The sequence below is a fragment of the Streptomyces sp. SL06 genome (assembly GCF_058244745.1).
Genome location: NZ_JBSYOT010000002.1, coordinates 4,043,883 through 4,061,525 on the forward strand (window position 1 = coordinate 4,043,883; position 17,643 = coordinate 4,061,525).

The 17,643-nt window shown below is 73.5% G+C and carries 14 protein-coding genes; 5 read left to right on the forward strand and 9 right to left on the reverse strand.

Annotated features, from left to right (window positions below):
- Positions 1-16: 16 nt before the first annotated feature.
- The 4 genes from AC4IHM_RS18535 to AC4IHM_RS18550 all read right to left on the reverse strand — a co-directional run bounded on the left by AC4IHM_RS18535 (position 17) and on the right by AC4IHM_RS18550 (position 8,799).
- Positions 17-5,143, reverse strand: coding sequence for a hypothetical protein (locus tag AC4IHM_RS18535; protein WP_490868125.1), 5,127 nt, complete (start codon positions 5,141-5,143; stop codon positions 17-19).
- 130 nt (positions 5,144-5,273) lie between these two features.
- Positions 5,274-6,176 (reverse strand): aminoglycoside phosphotransferase family protein, encoded by a 903-nt coding sequence (locus tag AC4IHM_RS18540; protein ID WP_490868126.1) that lies wholly within the window; start codon positions 6,174-6,176, stop codon positions 5,274-5,276.
- Positions 6,177-6,212: 36 nt separating this feature from the next.
- On the reverse strand, positions 6,213-7,715 hold the full coding sequence (locus tag AC4IHM_RS18545; RefSeq protein WP_490868127.1) for an MFS transporter: 1,503 nt from the start codon (positions 7,713-7,715) through the stop codon (positions 6,213-6,215).
- A 103-nt stretch (positions 7,716-7,818) separates the two neighbouring features.
- Positions 7,819-8,799: a zinc-binding dehydrogenase gene (locus AC4IHM_RS18550; protein ID WP_490868128.1), complete on the reverse strand. Its 981-nt coding sequence runs from the start codon at positions 8,797-8,799 to the stop codon at positions 7,819-7,821.
- A 129-nt stretch (positions 8,800-8,928) separates the two neighbouring features.
- Between AC4IHM_RS18550 and AC4IHM_RS18555 the strand changes: the two genes are divergently transcribed.
- Entirely contained in the window at positions 8,929-9,621 is a 693-nt protein-coding gene (locus AC4IHM_RS18555; RefSeq protein ID WP_490868129.1) for a pentapeptide repeat-containing protein, read from the forward strand.
- Positions 9,622-9,689: 68 nt separating this feature from the next.
- Positions 9,690-9,818, forward strand: coding sequence for a DUF397 domain-containing protein (locus tag AC4IHM_RS18560; RefSeq protein WP_490868130.1), 129 nt, complete (start codon positions 9,690-9,692; stop codon positions 9,816-9,818).
- A 114-nt stretch (positions 9,819-9,932) separates the two neighbouring features.
- Here the strand turns inward: AC4IHM_RS18560 and AC4IHM_RS18565 are convergent, their stop codons facing one another.
- Positions 9,933-10,433: a hypothetical protein gene (locus tag AC4IHM_RS18565; RefSeq protein ID WP_490868131.1), complete on the reverse strand. Its 501-nt coding sequence runs from the start codon at positions 10,431-10,433 to the stop codon at positions 9,933-9,935.
- A 168-nt stretch (positions 10,434-10,601) separates the two neighbouring features.
- On the opposite strand from AC4IHM_RS18565, the gene AC4IHM_RS18570 reads away from it, so the two are divergent.
- Complete coding sequence (locus AC4IHM_RS18570) at positions 10,602-12,344, forward strand: protein kinase domain-containing protein (RefSeq protein ID WP_490868132.1); 1,743 nt, start codon at positions 10,602-10,604, stop codon at positions 12,342-12,344.
- A 14-nt stretch (positions 12,345-12,358) separates the two neighbouring features.
- Here the strand turns inward: AC4IHM_RS18570 and AC4IHM_RS18575 are convergent, their stop codons facing one another.
- Positions 12,359-12,946, reverse strand: a complete 588-nt coding sequence (locus AC4IHM_RS18575; RefSeq protein WP_490868133.1) for a TetR/AcrR family transcriptional regulator — start codon at positions 12,944-12,946, stop codon at positions 12,359-12,361.
- 92 nt (positions 12,947-13,038) lie between these two features.
- Between AC4IHM_RS18575 and AC4IHM_RS18580 the strand changes: the two genes are divergently transcribed.
- Positions 13,039-14,121: an NAD(P)-dependent alcohol dehydrogenase gene (locus tag AC4IHM_RS18580; protein WP_490868134.1), complete on the forward strand. Its 1,083-nt coding sequence runs from the start codon at positions 13,039-13,041 to the stop codon at positions 14,119-14,121.
- A 34-nt stretch (positions 14,122-14,155) separates the two neighbouring features.
- On the opposite strand, the gene AC4IHM_RS18585 is transcribed toward AC4IHM_RS18580, so the two are convergent.
- Both AC4IHM_RS18585 and AC4IHM_RS18590 read right to left on the reverse strand, forming a co-directional pair.
- Entirely contained in the window at positions 14,156-15,568 is a 1,413-nt protein-coding gene (locus AC4IHM_RS18585; protein ID WP_490868135.1) for a M1 family metallopeptidase, read from the reverse strand.
- Positions 15,569-15,727: 159 nt separating this feature from the next.
- Positions 15,728-16,303 carry a TerD family protein gene (locus AC4IHM_RS18590; protein ID WP_490868136.1) on the reverse strand — a complete coding sequence of 192 codons (576 nt, stop codon included), beginning with the start codon at positions 16,301-16,303 and terminating at the stop codon, positions 15,728-15,730.
- Between the two features lie 200 nt (positions 16,304-16,503).
- Between AC4IHM_RS18590 and arfB the strand changes: the two genes are divergently transcribed.
- Positions 16,504-16,941 (forward strand): alternative ribosome rescue aminoacyl-tRNA hydrolase ArfB, encoded by a 438-nt coding sequence (gene arfB, locus AC4IHM_RS18595; protein WP_490868137.1) that lies wholly within the window; start codon positions 16,504-16,506, stop codon positions 16,939-16,941.
- A gap of 86 nt (positions 16,942-17,027) precedes the next feature.
- Here the strand turns inward: arfB and AC4IHM_RS18600 are convergent, their stop codons facing one another.
- A complete protein-coding gene (locus AC4IHM_RS18600; RefSeq protein ID WP_490870865.1) occupies positions 17,028-17,519 on the reverse strand; it encodes a flavin reductase family protein in 492 nt (163 codons plus the stop codon).
- Positions 17,520-17,643: the final 124 nt, after the last annotated feature.

The window sequence follows — 17,643 nt, forward strand, 5'->3', positions numbered from 1 at the left end:
CCGGCCCGCGCCCTGCTCAGCCCTGTGGATCGTCGGCCGCCAACCGCCCCTCCGGTACCCGGAGTCTGTCGTCGTCCGACACGGTGTCCAGCAGGCGTCGCAGGACCGGCTCGGGCATGCGGACCACCACCGGTGCGGGCAGGGTCAGTTCCCGTACCGCCGTCCCGGTGCGGTGCGTGCCCCGGTCGGTGACCTCGGCCACCACCCTGATGTCCGCCGTGAACTGGACGAGGACCGACCGCTGCTTGGGCTTGTGCACCGGCATCGAACCGGAGCCGCCCGCCCCGAGTCCGGCCGTGCCGCCCGCGCCGTCCGCGTTGGCCAGCGCCTGGTTGAGGCGGAACTCGGTGGCGTTGAGCACGCCCGCGCCGAACACGCCGCGGCCCGAGCGCCCGTGGTTGGCCGCGGACTGGCTGTCCTCCTGAGTGGTCCGGAATCCGTCCGGGCCACTCGGCGCGATCGCCTCGAAGGACATCTTCGCGCCGGCCCCGAGCACCTTCCCGGCGCGCAGCCGGGCGTGGACGGAGGCCCGTAGATCCTGGCCCTGGGCCGCACTGGCGTGCACCGGCGGCAACTGCGCCCCCGCGTTGGTCAGCAGCGGCAGCGCCGAGATCAGCCACTCCGTGGAAACCGCCTCCTGGAGGGTGTAGGCGGCGGACTGCCCCTTCTCCCGGTACCGGCGCCCGCCGCCCGCCTCGCGCACCGCGTCGTCGATCAGGCGCCGTACCCTCGGCGCCCCCTGGAACCCGTTGACCTGCGCCTCCAACGGCAGTCGCACCCCTCCCGCACGCCAGGCGTCCAGCCGGTCCGGGGCCGCGTCCGGGGCGCCCGGCGGACGCTCGCCCACCGGCTGCCGGGTGACCGGCTCCAGCCGGGCCAGCGCGGTCAGGTCGTCCTTCGGCACCCGGTGGGTCATCTGCTTGCGACCCAGATCGACGAGCGCCACCCGGCCCTTGGCGGAGACCAGTTCGAGCTGGGCGTCGATCGGCACCCGCATCTTCGCCGGTTTCGACGAGGAGTCGGCGACCAGCTTCATGCCCGTCTGGCCGCGGCTCGCCGAGCCCTTGCGCCGCGACTGACCGGAGGCCGCGCCCAGGCCGGCCACCCCGCCGGTGCTCTTGAGCGCCCCGGCGCCCCCGTCCGGTTTGGCGGAGGCCGCGGCCACCGCCTCGGCGCCGAGGGAGACGCCCTCCTCCCGCGCGGAGCCCTGCTGGACGGTGGCCGAGGTGATGTACTCCATGTCCCGCTTGTCGGCGGCCATTTCCTCGAACCTGCCGGGTCCCGCCCGCCGGACCCGGAACACCGCCCAGTGCGGTGTCCTGCGGTCGTCGAACAACTCCACGCTCACTCCGCCGTCCATGGCGCTGGACAGAAGCCCCTCGGCGCCGTCCCGGTCCAGGACGCGCAGCAGCCGCTGCACGTTGTCGTGGGGGTCGTCCAGTTGCCGCTGCGGCAGCAGGGCCCGCGCGAGGTTCTTGTCCTTCAGGGCGATCCGCCGGCGCAGCGCGGCGAGCAGCGGGACGAAGTTCGGCAGCTGCTCGATCATGCCCAGGCCGAGCGGCAGGTCCGCGGCGAGGTCGGGGACCGGGTTCTGCGGGGCACGGGCGGGATCGGCGGGCGGCAGCAGCGGCGCGAGCGGCAACCGCGCCTCGCTCCCGCTGCCGGCCGGCCGCTCGCCGGCCCGCCTCGACCCCTCGGCCGCCGTGTCCGACCGCTCCTGACGAGGCGTCAGGACGCTGTCGAGACCCAGTGCCTCGGCCGCCGACCTCGGCAGCTTCAACCCCTGCCGCTGCAACTGCTCGGCCGTCAGCCACACCCCCGCCTCGGCCGGCAGCGACCGCGCCGCCCTGGTCACGTACGGGCCGCCGCCGGTCACCTTGACCTCGGCGATCATGGTGACCAGCAGATCGCACTGGACCAGGTACAGCGGCGCCTTGCGCGGGGTGTGGGCGTTGCGCTCCACCGTGCCGGACACGGCGAGGGCCTCGGAACCGCTCTCCCCGCTGGTGCGGTTCACCGACGCGCCCTGCCCGGTGCGCCACTCGGCGCCGTTCTCCAGGCCCATCAGACCGCCCTGGTACGTGGTGGTGGTGCCCCTGCCCTGCTGGCCGCCCGACTGGTGGCCGCCGAGCAGGAAGGTCTCCGTGCCGGGGCCCGAACCCTCGTGCACGACCCGCGGGTTGGTCAGCGTCAGCCGGGTCCCCACCGCGCCGTCCAGGGCGGCCAGCCGGCGCGGGTAGCGCAGATCCTTCACCACCCAGCCCGCCGACACCGCCTGCCGCAGCGCCCCGGTGAGGGCACCGGGGCCGAACCGCTCCTCGATGGCCTGCCGGGGGGCGAGCCCCTCGGTCTGCAGTGCCCGGTCCTCGCGCACCCCGTCGTCCCGCGCCGCCGCCCTGGCCAGCAGGTCGAAGGCGAGGCCGCGAATCTCCGCGCCGGAGCCGACGGTCTCCACCAGCGTCCAGTCGCGCAGCGCCCGGCCACTGGCCGGGCGGGGCGAAAGACCGGCCAGTTCGCCGATGCCGGAGGCCTCCACCTGCCACTCGGGCCTGCCGGCGCGCCGGCCGCGCGCCTGTGTCGCCGCGTCGAGCCGCTCCTTCTGCTCGCCGTCCATCGTGAAGGCCGTCGGGGTGAGCAGCCGCACGTCCTGCTGCTCCATGTGCAGCCCGCCGACGAGCTGGGCCTCGGGAACGTCGCGCCCTCGGGAGCCGGGCAGGACCGAGCGCCTGGCCTTGCGCTGGCGGTGGGTCATGGTCACCTGCACGTCGAGGTCCAGCGGTGCGGTGAAGGCGCTCGCGTCCTCGGAGCCGTTGGTGAGGATGTCGCTGCGGGTGGTGGGGCCCGCCTGGTTGCGGCGGCTGCCGACCCGGTTGCGGTCACGGCGGGCCGAGGCGGTCAGGACACCGGGGACGATCCGCACCTGGCCGATCGCCGACCAGCCCACACTGCGCGAACTCGCCCGACCGCTCTGCGCGTTGCTGGTGACGCCGGAGTGGCTGCGCACCAGCCACTTGTCGATGTCGCCCTCGTAGCGGGTCTGCCCGAGCCGGCCGGTGACCCGGATCGTCACGTCGTGGGAGTGCATACGGCTCTTGCGCCGCAGCCGCACCGGAACGCCGTCGGACAGCAACTGGTCCTTGTTGGCTTTGAGGTTGGTCTCCGAGAGCCGGGTGACCAGCTCCCGGTAGTTGTGCCGCTGGGCCTCGGCCTCCCCCGGAGGGACGACCGGCTTCCCGCGCCGGTCGCCGAAGGACGGCAGATAGCCCTCCAGCCGGGGATCGGTGGCGAACATCGCCTCGATGGACGCGAGCATCCCCGAGGTGTCCAGCCGGTCCAGCGCGACGCTCGCACCCGTGGCACCGAAGGGCAGATGACGCTCCACGTCCTCCTCCTCTCCTTCGGCGTTCGTCCTCCTCGGCCTGGTGACCATGGGCCCGGCCGCCACCCCCGGGGGCAGCGGCAGGCCCATGTCCTGGGCCTCGTCCGCGCGCAGCGTCATCCACATCCGCATCGGATGGTGCGCCACCCGTGCACCCCGGCCCAGCAGCGAGGCCTCCGAGGCGGTGCCCGTCGCCTCCACGGTGAGGTCCACGGTGGCCAGGTAGAGCACCTTGTCGCCGCGGACCTCCGCGCCGATACGCCGGGTCGTCGTCTGGTCGTACTGGGTGAAGCGGGCCTTGCGCGCCGAGGCGGTGCCCATGACGCCGCCCCGGGCAACGGCGGCGTTCGCGGCCACGCCCACCCCGATCGCCGGTCCCGCGCCGACCGCGCCGGAGCGCCCCTTGCCCGTGGCGCCGGCCGCCGTGTGCTGGGACTGGGCGCCGGTGCGCAGTTGGGTCGTGCCGGTGGACCAGCCGGGGGCCAGATCGGTGACGTCGGCCCGCATCCGGTAGGCGCCGTGGACGTGCGGGGTGGGCCCGGTCAGGTCCTCGCTGACGACGCCGCCCGCCAGCAGTCGGGGCATGTCCTCCAGGACGGCCGAGGTCGTGGTGTCGCGGTAGATCCGGTCCCGCCCGGGACTGCCGGGGGCGGTGAGCGCGGACGGCAGCACGGAGGCGACCGCGTCGAACAGGCCCCCGCCGCCCGCGTGCGGTGCCGTGCCGTCGTCGGTGACCGCCACGGGGGCCAGCGAGCCCGCCTGCCGCAGCCGCTTCGCCTCGGCGGGGCCGGCGAGGGGCCGCGCCGCCTGCGGGCCCGAGTGCCCGAACGGCACCAGGGTCTCGGTCGGCACCCGCAGGGTCAGGGTGCCCGAGCCGTACACCGGGGCGGGGCCCGCGGCGGTGCCCGCGTCCTGCCGCCGCACCCGGACCCCGTACCGCACTCGTCTCGGCACCTCGACCGAGCCCGAGTCGCCGCGCAGCACCCGGGGTTCGGCGACACTCTTCTGGCCGCGGCTCTCCCGGGACGACTGCCAGGGCTGGGCCTGGGCCATGCCGACGCCGCCCGCGTAGAAGCCGGGTACGACGGGCGCCAGGGCGAAGACGCCGCCGCCCACGCCGTGACCGGCCGACCCGCCGGCCGTCGAGGCCGCCGTCGCGGCGGTGTTGTGGTGGACGTCGACCTTGGTGGCCTCGCCCTTGGAGCGGGCGAGCGCGGGGCCCTCGATCTGCGGGGGCTGCTCGCCCTGTTCGGGGGAGATGGTGACGGTGACGTTGTACCAGCCCCGGCCCCCGGCCCCCTCGACGGAGAACGCGCGGCCCTGGCCGTAGAACGTCTCCGGCCTCCCGGACAGCTCCGCCGCGATCTCGGCGACCGCGCCGTCCCGGCGCCCGACCGCGGCGGCCACGGTGTTGCGTACGAAGTCCTGCCCGGTCAGCCCGCTCGTCGAGGACAGCCCGGCGGCCTGGAGGTGCAGCAGGTACGGGGGCAGTTGCATGATCCGGTCGTCGACCTCGGACACGGCGCCCAGCGGATGTCCGGACGGCCCGGCCCCGGCCGCCCCGCGCCGTGCCAGCGCCCTCGTGGTGGCCCGGTTGCCGGCGCTCTGCTGAAGTCCGAGCAGGGAACGCGCCCCGCCACCGCCGTCCGTGGCCGCCCACGGGGCGCGCTCCGTGCGCGGCGCCTGCTGCTGTCCCCGGGGGCCGACCGGGGGCTCCTTGGCCTGCCGCTGTTCCTGCTGTTGTCCCTGCCGCTGTCCTGCCACGCGCGTCAGCGTATGGACGCGACGAGGCCCTCACGAGGCTCGCGACGGCTCCCGGGAAGATCGTCGCCAAGACCACTTCGGACGTTCAACTACGGTGCATCCAGTCCCTCTTGACATGCGTTTCGGTCCCTCAGCCGGCGCGCAGCAGCCGCCCGATCTCCCACTGCACGGCCGGCGGCGGATCGCCGTTCTCGACGCTCCACAGGCAGTTCTGCAGGACGCGGCCGAGGGTCCAGGCGCGGGCCCGGTGCCGGTCCAGCGCGAGTACGCCGGTCATGGCGTCGAAACGCCACCGGGTCTCGCCCGGGTCGTAGCGGTTGTGCAGGGCGGGCAGCAGGTCGAAGCCGGGGTCGCCGGCCAGCGGTTTGGGGTCGATGGCGAGCCAGGGGGCGCGGTCGGCGCCCAGGACGTTCTCGTAGTGCAGGTCCCAGTGCAGCAGCCGGTCGCCGCTCTCGCCCGCGACCTCGCGCACGGCGGCGGCGCAGTCGGCGACCAGGCGCCGGTCCGCCGGGTCCGGGACGCGGGCCAGGACCCGTGGCGTCCGCTCCAGCATGCCGTGCGCGAGATCGCCGAGCCGGCGCAGGCCGGGCGGCGCGGGGGTCCCGGTGAGCCGGGCGAGCAGCCGGGCGACGACGAGGACGGCCGCGCGGGAGTCCTCGACCCGGCTGAGCATGCGGTCCGGGTCGAGGCGCTCCAGGAGCATGGTGCCGGTGGCCGCGTCGTGGTCGAGCAGCCGTACCGCCCCGTCGCCGTCCCACAGCCGCAGGGCGAGCGGCTCCCCCTCGGTCTCCGCGTCGGGGAGTTGCAGTTTGAGCGCGGCGGGAGTGCCGTCCCGGCGCAGGACGGGCAGTACGAGCGCCACCCGGCCGTGCATCGGCGCACCGTCCGGACGCAGTTCCCACCGGTCGAGGAAACCGTCGGCCAGCGCGGGCAGCGCGGCGACGAAGGCGCGGCCCGCCTCCCCGTTGTACCTGACCTGCGCGACGGCGAGCCCGTCCGGAACGTCCACCACACCGCCCGACGCTACCGGCACGCCCCGTGCGGCACCCGCCGGCCGGGTCAGGCCGGGTCAGGTCGCCGGTTCGGGTACCTGCCGGTCGCCCGGGGTGCCGCTCCCGGGGGCCTTGGCCGTCACCATCACACCCGCGACCACGCCCGCCAGCAGCATGATGCCGGCCGCCACCCAGATGGCGACCGTGTAGCCGTGCACGATGCCCTCCCGCACGATCAGCTCCCGCCGGGAGGGGTCGGTGAGATGCGAGGCGATGTACGAGGCGCTGGTGCTGGTGGCGATGGTGTTGAGCAGCGCCGTGCCGATCGAACCGCCCACCTGCTGCGAGGTGTTGACCGTCGCGGAGGTCACCCCGGAGTCGTGCGGGGCGACCCCGGCGGTGGCGGTGGAGAAGACCGGCATGAAGGTCAGGCCCATGCCGAGGCCCATCAGGATCAGTGCGGGCAGGATCTCGCCGACGTACTCGGACTGCACGGTCATCTGCGTCAGGATCACCATGCCGCCGGAGGCGAGCAGCATGCCGGGCACCATCAGCGTGCGCGGGCTCACATAGCGCAGCAGCCGCGCCGAGATCTGGGTGGAGCCGATCACGATGGCCACCGTCATCGGCAGGAACGCAAGACCCGTCCGTACGGGGGAGTATCCGAGGATGACCTGGAGGTAGTAGGTCATGAACAGGAACAGCCCGAACATCCCGATGACGGCCAGCATCATCGTCAGGAAGCAGCCGGCGCGGTTGCGCTCGCGGATGACGTGCAGCGGCAGCAGCGGCATCGGCGCCCGGGTCTGCCACCACACGAAGACGGCGAGGAGTACGACGCCCACGGCGAACAGCGCCAGCACCAACGGGTCGCTCCAGCCGCGCGGCTGGGCCTCGCTGAAGCCGTAGACGAGGGCGACCAGACCGCCGCAGCCGAGGACCACGCCCGGCACGTCGAGGCGGGCCTCGGAGTTGCCGGGGCGGTCGTGCAGCAGGGCGTACGCGCCGATCACGGCGGCGACGGCGATGGGGACGTTGACGTACAGGCACCAGCGCCAGTTCAGGTACTCGGTGAGGACGCCGCCGACGATGAAGCCGATCGCGGAGCCGCTGCCGGCCAGCGCGCCGTAGATGCCGAAGGCCTTCCCGCGCTCCAGCGGGTCGGTGAAGGTGGTCGTCAGCAGGGACAGCGCGGACGGCGCGAGGAGGGCGGCGAACAGGCCCTGGAGGGCGCGGGCGCCGAACAGCATCGCCGAGGTCGTCGCGGCGCCGCCGAACGCGGAGGCGGCGGCGAAGCCGATCAGCCCGATGACGAAGGTGCGTTTGCGTCCCATCAGGTCCGCGACCCGGCCGCCGAGCAGCAGCAGACCGCCGAACGCGAGGGTGTAGGCGGTGATCACCCACTGGCGGTTGCCGTCCGACATGTGCAGGTCGCGCTGTGCCGAGGGCAGCGCGATGTTCACGATGGTCGCGTCGAGGACGACCATCAGCTGGGCCAGGGCGATCACCACCAGCGCCCACCAGCGGTGCGGGTCGACCGGTGCGGGGGCGGGCGGTTCACCTGTCCGGGTGCCACTCATCTGGACAGAAGACCATGAATCGGGGCGTATCGCATCCCGTTGTGCTCCCGTCGCGTGTCCCGTCGCCGAACCGGTCGCGCGGGTCCCTTCCGCCCGGCGCCGGTCATGGTTCCAGGACCACTTTCCCGGTCGTCCGCCGGTTCTCCAGCGCGCGGTGCGCGGCGGCGGCCTCGGCGAGCGGGAAGCGCTGCACGGCCGGGACGAGCCGGCCCTCGGCGGCCTCGGTGAGGGCGCGCAGTTCGAGGGTGCGCAGCGGGTCGGGGCCGCCGGCCCGCGCCGTCATCGCCGGGCCGAGCACCTGCTGGGAGACGCCGTCGACGAGGTGGGGGGCGCCGTCGCGCAGGCCCCTGCCCGACCAGCCGAAGACCAGGTGGCTGCCGCCGGGCCCGAGCAGGGCGACGGCCTCGCGGGCGACCTCGCCGCCGACGCCGTCGAAGACCACGGTGGCGGAACTGCCGCCCAGATGGGCGCGGACCTCGGCCGGCCAGGCGGGGTCCGTGTAGTCGACGGCGAGATCGGCGCCGTTCGCGGCGACCCGGGCCACCTTCTCCGGGCCGCCGGCGAGGCCGATCACGGTGGCGCCGGCGTTCTTGGCGTACTGCACCAGCAGGGTGCCGATGCCTCCGGCGGCGGCCGGGACCACGGCCACGCGGCCGGGGCCGAGGTCGGCGAACTGCAGGATCCCCATCGCCGTACGCCCCGTGCCGATCATGGCGACGGCCCCGGCGAAGTCCAGGCCGCCGGGGATCTCGTGCAGGCGGGCGGCGTCGGCGACGGCGAGTTCGGCGTAGCCGCCGGGGGCGAAGCCGAGGTGGACGACGACATGCCGGCCCAGCAGGCTCGCGGGCGTGCCCTCGCCGAGGGCGTCGACGACACCGGCGACCTCCCGGCCGGGGACCGTGGGCAGGTCGGGAAGCGCGGGCGCCGGGCCCCGGAAGCCCTCGCGCAGGGCGGTGTCCAGGAGATGGACACCCGCCGCGCGGACGGCGACGCGGACCTGTCCCGGGCCCGGCCGCGGATCCGCCACCTCCTCCAGGGCGAGGTTCCCGGCCGGGCCGAAGGCGTGCAGACGGATGGCGTGCATGACGGTCCCCCAACGGAAGAGCTGCGCGTACGGACCCCACCAAACGACCTCGACCATACTTGAGGTCAAGCCCGGCCGGGGAAGCCCTGCCCGGCGCGGGATGTCAGTGGTGGGGTGCAGCATGGGGGCATGGCGAGCAGAGCGGCGAACGGGCGGGGTACGACGACGGTGCGGGCGGCACGGCGGCCGCGGCTGCGGCTGCCGCCGCTGGAGCCGTACGAGGGCGGGGGACTGGAGCGGGACGGGGACTACGACGCGCTGGAGTTCCGGGGGACGGACCTCACCGGCCAGGACGGCGCGGGCGCCCGCTTCATGGACTGCGCGCTGACGGGGTGCGCGCTGGACGAGGCGTCGCTGCGGCGGGCCCGGCTGCTCGACTCGGTCCTCACCGGCGTACGCGGCGTGGGGACCGACCTGGCCGAGGCGACCCTGCGCGACATCGAGCTGGTCGACGCCCGCCTGGGCGGCACCCAGCTGCACGGTGCCGTGCTGGAACGGGTCCTGGTGCGCGGCGGAAAGATCGACTACCTGAACCTGCGCCGGGCCCGCCTCAAGGACGTCGTCTTCGAGAGCTGCGTCCTGGTCGAACCGGACTTCGGCGGCGCCCGCCTGGAACGGGTCGAGTTCGTGGACTGCGCCCTCAAGGAGGCCGACCTCGGCGCGGCAACCCTCACCGACGTGGACCTGCGCGGCGCCGCCCCCCTGGAACTGACCCGGGGCGTCGACCGACTGTCGGGCGCGGTGATCAGCCCCGCCCAACTGCTCGACCTGGCACCGGCACTGGCGGCGGAGTTGGGGGTGCGGGTGGTGGGGGTGGAGTAGCGGGGGCGCTGCGAACCGGCGCGGAGGCCCGCGGGGCGGTGTGGATCCCCCGCCCGAGACCCGCAGGCGTGATCGGCGACCTGATCGCCGTGCGTGACTCCAAGCGGCCCGAGCAGACCCCGCTCGTCTGCACACGGGGCGAGATCGCGGCGATGCTGGCCGGTGCGAAGGCGGGAGCGTTCGACCACCTGGCCTGAACCCGCGGGCGCCGTGAGGTGAGGCGGCCGTGGGCGAGAGACGGCGGCCCGACCCCGGCGTCAGTGGGGTCGGGCCGCCGTCGTCGTCCTCGCAGACCAGGGCGGCCACGGTGTTCAGGAGACCCGGGGGAAGCGGGCCTGGAGGGTCCACAGGGCCGGGTTGTCCGCCAGGGACTCGTGGAGGTCGGTGAGGTCGGCGAGCAGGTCGTGCAGGAAGTCCCGGGACTCCCGGCGCAGTTCGGCGTGGGAGAAGGAGAGCGGGGGCTCGTCCGCGGGCAGCCACTCCGCCTCGATGTCGACCCAGCCGAAGCGGCGCTCGAAGAGCAGCCGGTCGGTGGACTCGGTGAAGTCCAGCTCCGCCCGCTGCGGCCGGGCGGCGCGGGAGCCCGCCGGGTCCCGGTCGACGCGTTCCACGATGTCGCACAGCGCCCAGGCGAAGTCGAGCACCGGCACCCATCCCCAGGCTGTGGAAAGCTCCCGGTCCGCCCTGGTGTCGGCGAGATACACGTCCCCGCAGAACAGGTCGTGCCGCAGGGCGTGGACGTCCACGCGGCGGTAGTCCGTCTGCGGCGGATCCGGGAAGCGGGTGGAGAGGGCGTAACCGATGTCGAGCACGCGGGTGATGGTGTCACGACGCGCGGCCGGACACCCGCCGCAGGGCCGGGCGGCGCCGTGAGACGGGCCGGGGAGCGCGTCAACTGTCCCTGGAGTACCGGGTTTTCCCAGGATGCTTCCTGTCTCTATCCTCGTGCGCACGGTGTCGCCAGGGAAGAGGGAGCACACATGGACGGGCTGGAGCCGGGCGATCCCGAACGGATCGGCAGATACCGGCTGCTCGGCAGGCTCGGCGAGGGCGGCATGGGCCGGGTCTACCTCGCCCGCTCCGACCGGGGCCGCACGGTGGCGGTGAAGACCGTCCGGGAGGAGCTGGCCCGCCAACCCGACTTCCGGCGGCGCTTCGCGCAGGAGGTGAAGGCGGCGCAGCGCGTCGGCGGCGAGTGGACCGCGCCCGTGCTGGACGCCGACACGGACGCGTCGACACCCTGGGTCGCCACCGGATACGTCGCCGGGCCCTCGCTCGCCGAGGTCGTGGAGCGGCAGTACGGACCCCTGCCCCCCGCCTCGCTGCGGGTGCTGGCGGCCGGACTCGTACGGGCGTTGCAGGCCATCCACGGCGCCGGTCTCGTGCACCGCGACCTCAAGCCCTCCAACGTCCTGGTGACCATCGACGGCCCCCGTGTCATCGACTTCGGCATCGCACGCGCCCTGGACGCGTCCACGCAGTCCGCCGACGGGCTCACCAAGCCGGGCGCCCTCGTGGGGTCGCCGGGATTCATGTCCCCCGAGCAGGTGCGCGGCGAGAAGGTCTCGTACGCGAGCGACGTCTTCTGCCTCGGCGCCGTGCTGGCCTACGCCGCGCGGGGCCGGATGCCCTTCGGCACCGACGAGGGCGGGATGCACGCGCTGCTCTTCCGCATCGCGACCGAGGAGGCGGACCTCACCGGGATACCCGATCCCTGGCACGGCCTGATCGCGGCCTGCCTGGTCAAGGACGCCGCCAAGCGCCCCACCCCGGCCGAACTGCTGACGTTGATCGAGGACATGGAGGGCGCGGACGCCACCTCCGGCGGTGCGTGGCTGCCCGGCGAGGTGCTGGCGGAGCTGGGCCGGCACGCCGTACAGCTCCTGGACAGCGAGGACCCGGAGGACCGCACACCCGTCGGGGCGCCCGTCGCGGGCTTCGGGCCGCCGCCCACCGCGTACCGCCCGGCGCCGCAGTGGCAGAGCACCCCGCCGTTCGACGCCCGCCAGGGTGTCCCCGAGCCCTCGCCGTACTCCACGCCCGCCCCCGGGCGCGGCGCCGCGCCCCTGGCCTCCCCCTTCGGCGCGCAGCCCGCGCGTTCGGTGCGCGGGTTCGCCATCGCCCTGAACGTCCTGCTCGTCCTGTACGCCGTGCCGCTGCTGCTGCGCACCGTGCTCCTCACCGAGACCTACGTCCGGCTCGCCGGGCGGCCCGCCGACTCCCGCACCAGCCTCGTCAACGGCTTCGACGAGCTGCGCTTCGGGGACCTCGCGGCGGCCGGCGTCTCGCTGGTGATGAGCATGGTCGTGGCGCTCGTGTGGGTGTGCTGGTTCCACCGACTGCGGCTGAACGCCGAGTGGTTCGCGCCGGGACGCATCCGCTACGGCGCCGGACTGGCGGTGGGGGCCTGGTTCATCCCCGTCGTCAACGTCTTCATGCCCAAGCAGATCGCCAACGACATCTGGACGGCGACGACCGGCCGTCCGAGCGGCGCCGGCCGCTGGCTGCTGCATCTGTGGTGGTGGTGCTGGCTCGCCCACTTCGCGTCGATGCTGAGCGACTACAGGAGCTGGGACGAGGACCTGCTCGCCGGGGACGCCATGGGGACCATCCTCAACGCGCAGGCCACGAATGTCGTCGGCATCCTGAGCACGGTGGTGGCCGTGTTCTTCGTCTCCCGGATCAGCTCGCTGCAAAAGGCCCGCATCACCGGGAACGTCTGAGCGGCACGGGCCGGTCAGCCGGGCGCCGTGGCGCGGCGCACCGTGTCGCGCAGCAGCGCGCGACGGCGTTCGTGCACTTCCGCGGGTTCGTCGGCGGTCGCCGCGTAGACGTTGCTGACCGGTGACCAGGCCATGGACATGGCGATGACGAGGGCCAGCACGTCGAACGGGTCGCCCTGCCGCACCCGCCCCGCCGCCTGGGCCTCGGCGATGGCGCGCAGCTTGGCGTCGTCGAGCCGGTGGGCGTCGTCGACCAGGCGCCCCGCCGGGCGGCGCTCCAGACGGGCCCAGGTGGCCAGCCGGATGAGGTCGGGGCGGCGCAGATACTCGTCGTAGAGGCGCACGGCCCAGTCCGCGAGGTCGTCGGCGTCGATCGGGACGACGTTCACGATCCGCTCCAGCGAGCCGAAGAAGATGGCGTCGAAGAGCCCCTCCTTGCTGCCGAAGTAGGCGTAGAGCTGCGCCTTGTTGGTGCGCGCTGCGGACACGATCCGCTCGATCCGCGCCCCGGCGATCCCGTGCTCGGCGAATTCCCGGGTTGCGACGTCGAGGATGCGCCGATGGGTGGCGGCTCCGCGCGAGGTCAGGGGCTGGTCGGGCATGCGGCCAGATTACCGAACAGAACAGTTGGTTTGCCTTGTCCCGCAGAGGCGCTACGCTCAAATAGACAGAACAGTCTGTTTGAGGAGACGCCATGAGGACCACCGAGGGCTGGCAGGCACACAGCACCGACGCCACAAGCGCCACGGACGGCGGTGTGACGACGACGCTGCGGCGGACCCGGCTGCACCGGCGCGACCTGCGTCCTGACGACATCGCCGTACGGGTGGACTACTGCGGCGTCTGCCACACGGACCTGCACGCCGTCCGCGCCCGCAACCCCGAAACGGACCGGAGCCCGCTGGTCCCCGGGCACGAGTTCACCGGCGTGGTGACCGAGACCGGACCCGGGGCCACCGGCTTCCGCGCGGGCGACCCGGTCGCCGTGGGCAACATCGTCGACTCCTGCGGCGAGTGCGCCATGTGCCGGGCCGGCCAGGAGAACTTCTGCCACGCCTTCCCCACCCTGACCTACGGCGGCACCGACCGCGTCGACGGCTCGACCACGCTCGGGGGCTACTCCCGCGAGTACGTGGTCCGCGAGCGGTTCGCCCACGCCCTCCCCGCCGGCCTGGACCCGGCCGCCGCCGCGCCGCTGCTGTGCGCCGGGATCACCGTCTGGGAGCCCCTGCGCGCCCTCGGCGCCGGGCCGGACACACGCGTCGCCGTCGCGGGACTGGGCGGGCTGGGCCATCTCGCGGTCAAGTTCGCCGTCGCCCTCGGCGCCGACACCTCGGTGATCACCCGGTCACCGGACAAGGCCGACGACGCGCGCCGCCTCGGCGCCCGGGGACTCGTCGTCTCCACGGATCCGGAGCAGATGGCCGCCGCCCGCGACCGGTTCGACATCGTCATCGACACCATCTCCGCCCCGCACGACCTCGCCCCCTACCTCCGCCTGGTCGCCATGGACGGCACGCTCAGCCACCTCGGGCACCTCGGAACGGTCACCGTGGAGATGCTCGACCTGCTGATCGGCCGCAAGAAACTCAGCTCCGCGGGCAGCGGCGGCAGCACGGCCACCGCCGACATGCTGGCCTTCTGCGCCGCGCACGACATCACGGCCGACATCGAACTGCTCCCCTCCGCCCACGTGAACGAGGCCCTCGACCGCCTCGGCCGCAACGACGTACGCCACCGCTTCGTACTGGACCTCTCCGACCTGTCGGACCTGTAAGGCCTGCCGGGCCAGGCCTCCTGACTCCCGGTGCCTACGGGCTCTTCGGGCGGTTCTCGCCGTGCAGCCAGGCCGACCAGACGGCCGTGAAGTCCTTGTCCGGCGCCGACTTCTCCACATAGGCCGTGAAGTCCTCGGTGTCCGCGTTGCCGTGGCGGTGGGCGGCGGACCAGCCGCGCAGCAGGGCGAGGAAGGCCTTGTCGCCGACCGTTTCGCGGATCTTGTGCAGGACCATCGCGCCGCGCTGGTAGACGGGGCTCGCGGAGATGTGCTCCGCGTCGGGCGGGTCCGCGGGCGGGAACGCCCAGACGGAGTCGTTCGCACCCCGGTCCGGATAGTAGGTCCCGTTGTAGAGCGCGTCGAACGTCTGCTGCGCGCTGTCGCCCCCGTGGTCCTCCGCCCACAGCCACTCGGCGTAGGTGGCGAAGCCCTCGTTGAGCCACATGTCCCGCCAGGTCTTCGGGCTGACGGAGTTCCCGTACCACTGGTGGGCGAGTTCGTGGACGAGCAGGACGGTGTCGGGTGCGCCGGGGAAATAGGGCCGGTTCTGGGTCTCCAGGGCGTAGCCGGCGTCCTCGACGCGGTCGACGATCGCGCCGGTGGAGGAGAAGGGGTAGGGACCGAATTTCTCCTGGCCCCACTTCATGATCTCGGGAATCCGTCCCAGGGTCTTCCGGCTCGCATCGGCCTGCTGCGGGTCGACGGCCGTGTACACCGGCAGGCCGTCGTCCGTGGTGGAGCGCTCGATCTCCCAGTCGCCGACGGCGACCGTGACGACGTGGCTCGACATCGGCTCGGCGGTGTGCCAGGTGAACGTCGTCCTGCCGGCACGGGTCCGTTCACCCGTCAACTCGCCGTTGGACACCGCGCCGAGGCCCTCCGGCACGGTCACCACGAGGTCGTACGTCGCCTTGTCGGAGGGGTGGTGGTTGCCGGGGAACCAGGCCATCGAGCCGGTCGGCTCACCCAGTCCGACCGCGCCGTCCGCGGTGGGCAGCCAGCCCTCCTCGGAGCCGTCGGGGTCGGTCACCGTCACCGGTTGGCCCGAGTAGCGGACGGCCACGCGGAACGTCTCCCCCTCGTCCACCCCGTCGGGCGGACTCACCGTCAGCTCCTGGCCGGAGCGCTGGAAGCGGGCGCCACGGCCGCCGACGGTGACCTTCTCGACGTCCAGGCCCTTGAGGTCGAGGTTGAAGGCGGACAGATCCCGGGTGGCGCGGGCGGTGATCGTCGCGGTGCCGGTGAGGTGCCCCGTGTCGGGCTCATAGGCCAGGACCAGGTCGTAGTGGCCGACGTCGTAACCGCCGTTGCCCGCCTTCGGGAAGTACGGGTCGTGCACACCGGAGCCGCCGGGAGCGCCGCCCGCGCCGCTGCCGCCACAGGCGCCGAGGGAGAAGACCGTGGCGGCGGCGAGGGTGACCGCGAGCGGGCGGGGCGTGATGCGCACGGGGGTGATCCTATGGGGCGTTTCACGTGAAACGCCCCATGCCGACCGTTGCGGGAGCGCCCCGGAGCCACTGTGCGAGCGCGTGCCCCGGACGCCCACGACGGAGGCCCCCGGCGCACGACCGGGGGCCTCCGTGCGGAACGAACGAGCGGATGGACCTCAGACGCTCACGCCGAAGTCCTGGGCGATGCCCACCAGGCCCGAGGCGTAGCCCTGGCCGACGGCGCGGAACTTCCACTCGGCGCCGTTGCGGTACAGCTCGCCGAAGACCATGGCGGTCTCGGTGGCGGCGTCCTCGGAGAGGTCGTAGCGGGCGATCTCGTCGCCGCCGGCCTTGTTGAGGATGCGGATGTAGGCGTTGCGCACCTGGCCGAAGTTCTGCGAGCGGTTCTCGGCGTCGTAGATCGAGACCGGGAAGACGATCTTGTCGACGTCGGCCGGCAGGCCGGCGAGGTTGACGTTGATCGCCTCGTCGTCGCCGTCGCCCTCGCCGGTGCGGTTGTCACCGGTGTGGACGATGGTGTTGTCCGGCGTCTGCTTGTTGTTGAAGAACACGAAGTGTCCGTCGGAGTAGACCCTGCCCTCCGCGTTGACCGCGATCGCCGAGGCGTCGAGGTCGAAGTCGGTGCCGGTGGTGGTGCGGACGTCCCAGCCGAGCCCCACGGTGACTTCGGTCAGGCCCGGAGCCTCCTTGGTGAGCGAGACGTTGCCACCCTTGGACAGGCTTACAGCCATTGTTGGGAGTCCCTTCCCTCGTTTACGTACGGCAAGAAAGCTACAGCTACCACCATGAACGACGAGAGGGGTACGCAAGGTTCCAGCCCTCTTTACTTTCTTTACCGAAACCGTGACCGAGGTCGAGACCGAGGCCGTGACCACGTCCGTGACCGGGACGGCGCATATTCGGGTGACGCGGGCCGCTCCGGGGCGGGACCATGGAAGGCATGTCCGGTCCCCATGTCATCCGCGGCTCCGTCTCCCTGCCCGAGGCCGAGCTGGTCTGGCGTTTCTCACGCTCCTCGGGACCCGGCGGACAACACGTCAACACCACGGACACGGCGGTGGAGCTGCGCTTCGACCTGGCGAGGACCGAGGCCCTGCCCGAGGTGTGGAAGCGGCGGGCGCTGGAGCGGCTGGCCGGGCGCCTGACCGACGGCGTCGTCACCGTCCGCGCCGCCGAGCACCGCTCCCAGTGGCGCAACCGCGAGACCGCCGCCGTACGCCTCGCGGCCCTCCTCGCCGAGGCCACCGCGCCCCCGCCCAAGCCCCGCCGGGCGACCCGCGTCCCACGCGGCATCAACGAACGCCGGCTGCGGGAGAAGAAGCAGCGCTCGCAGACCAAGCGGGGCCGCTCCCCGAAGAACTGGGACTGACCCCCGAGCCAGTCGCGGCCCCCGAGTTCGCGGAAGCGACCGTCGTGGGCGCGGCGTCGGAGCGTTCGCCCCGAGCGCATGGCCGCTCACCCCAACTGCCGGTACTTCCCCCGGAAGTACGCCAGCGGCCCCCCGTCCGCGCTCGGCAGCCCGGCGGTCAGCACCCGGCCGATCACCAGCGTGTGGTCGCCGGCCGGCACCCGCTGCTCGGTACGGCACTCCAGGGTGGCCAGGGCCCCGCCCACCAGGGGCGCCCCGGTCGCCTCGCCCCGCGTGGAGGGGATGTCGGCGAAGAGCAGGCGGTCGCTGATGCGGCCCTTCATCGAGAAGCGGCCCGCGATGTGCCGCTGGCTCTCGGACAGGACGGACACCCCCCACAGGGGCTGCTCGTCGAGCAGGTCGTCCATGCGGGAGCCCTCGCGCAGGCTGACCAGGACCAACGGCGGGTCCAGCGACACGGACAGGAACGCCGTGGCCGTCATCCCCACGTCCTCGCCGCCCGGCGCCAGCGGGTCGTCGGGGTCGAGCGGCGGCTCCTGCGCGGTCATCAGGACCACGCCCGAGGCCAGCCGGGACATGGCGGCACGGAACTCCTCGTTGCTCACCCCCTCAGCATGCCCGCGGGCGGGCGACTGCGACGGGAGCGCGGGGGAGGCGTGGGTCGTGGAAGACAGGGTTCTCGGCGTTTTCGGCACTCCGTCA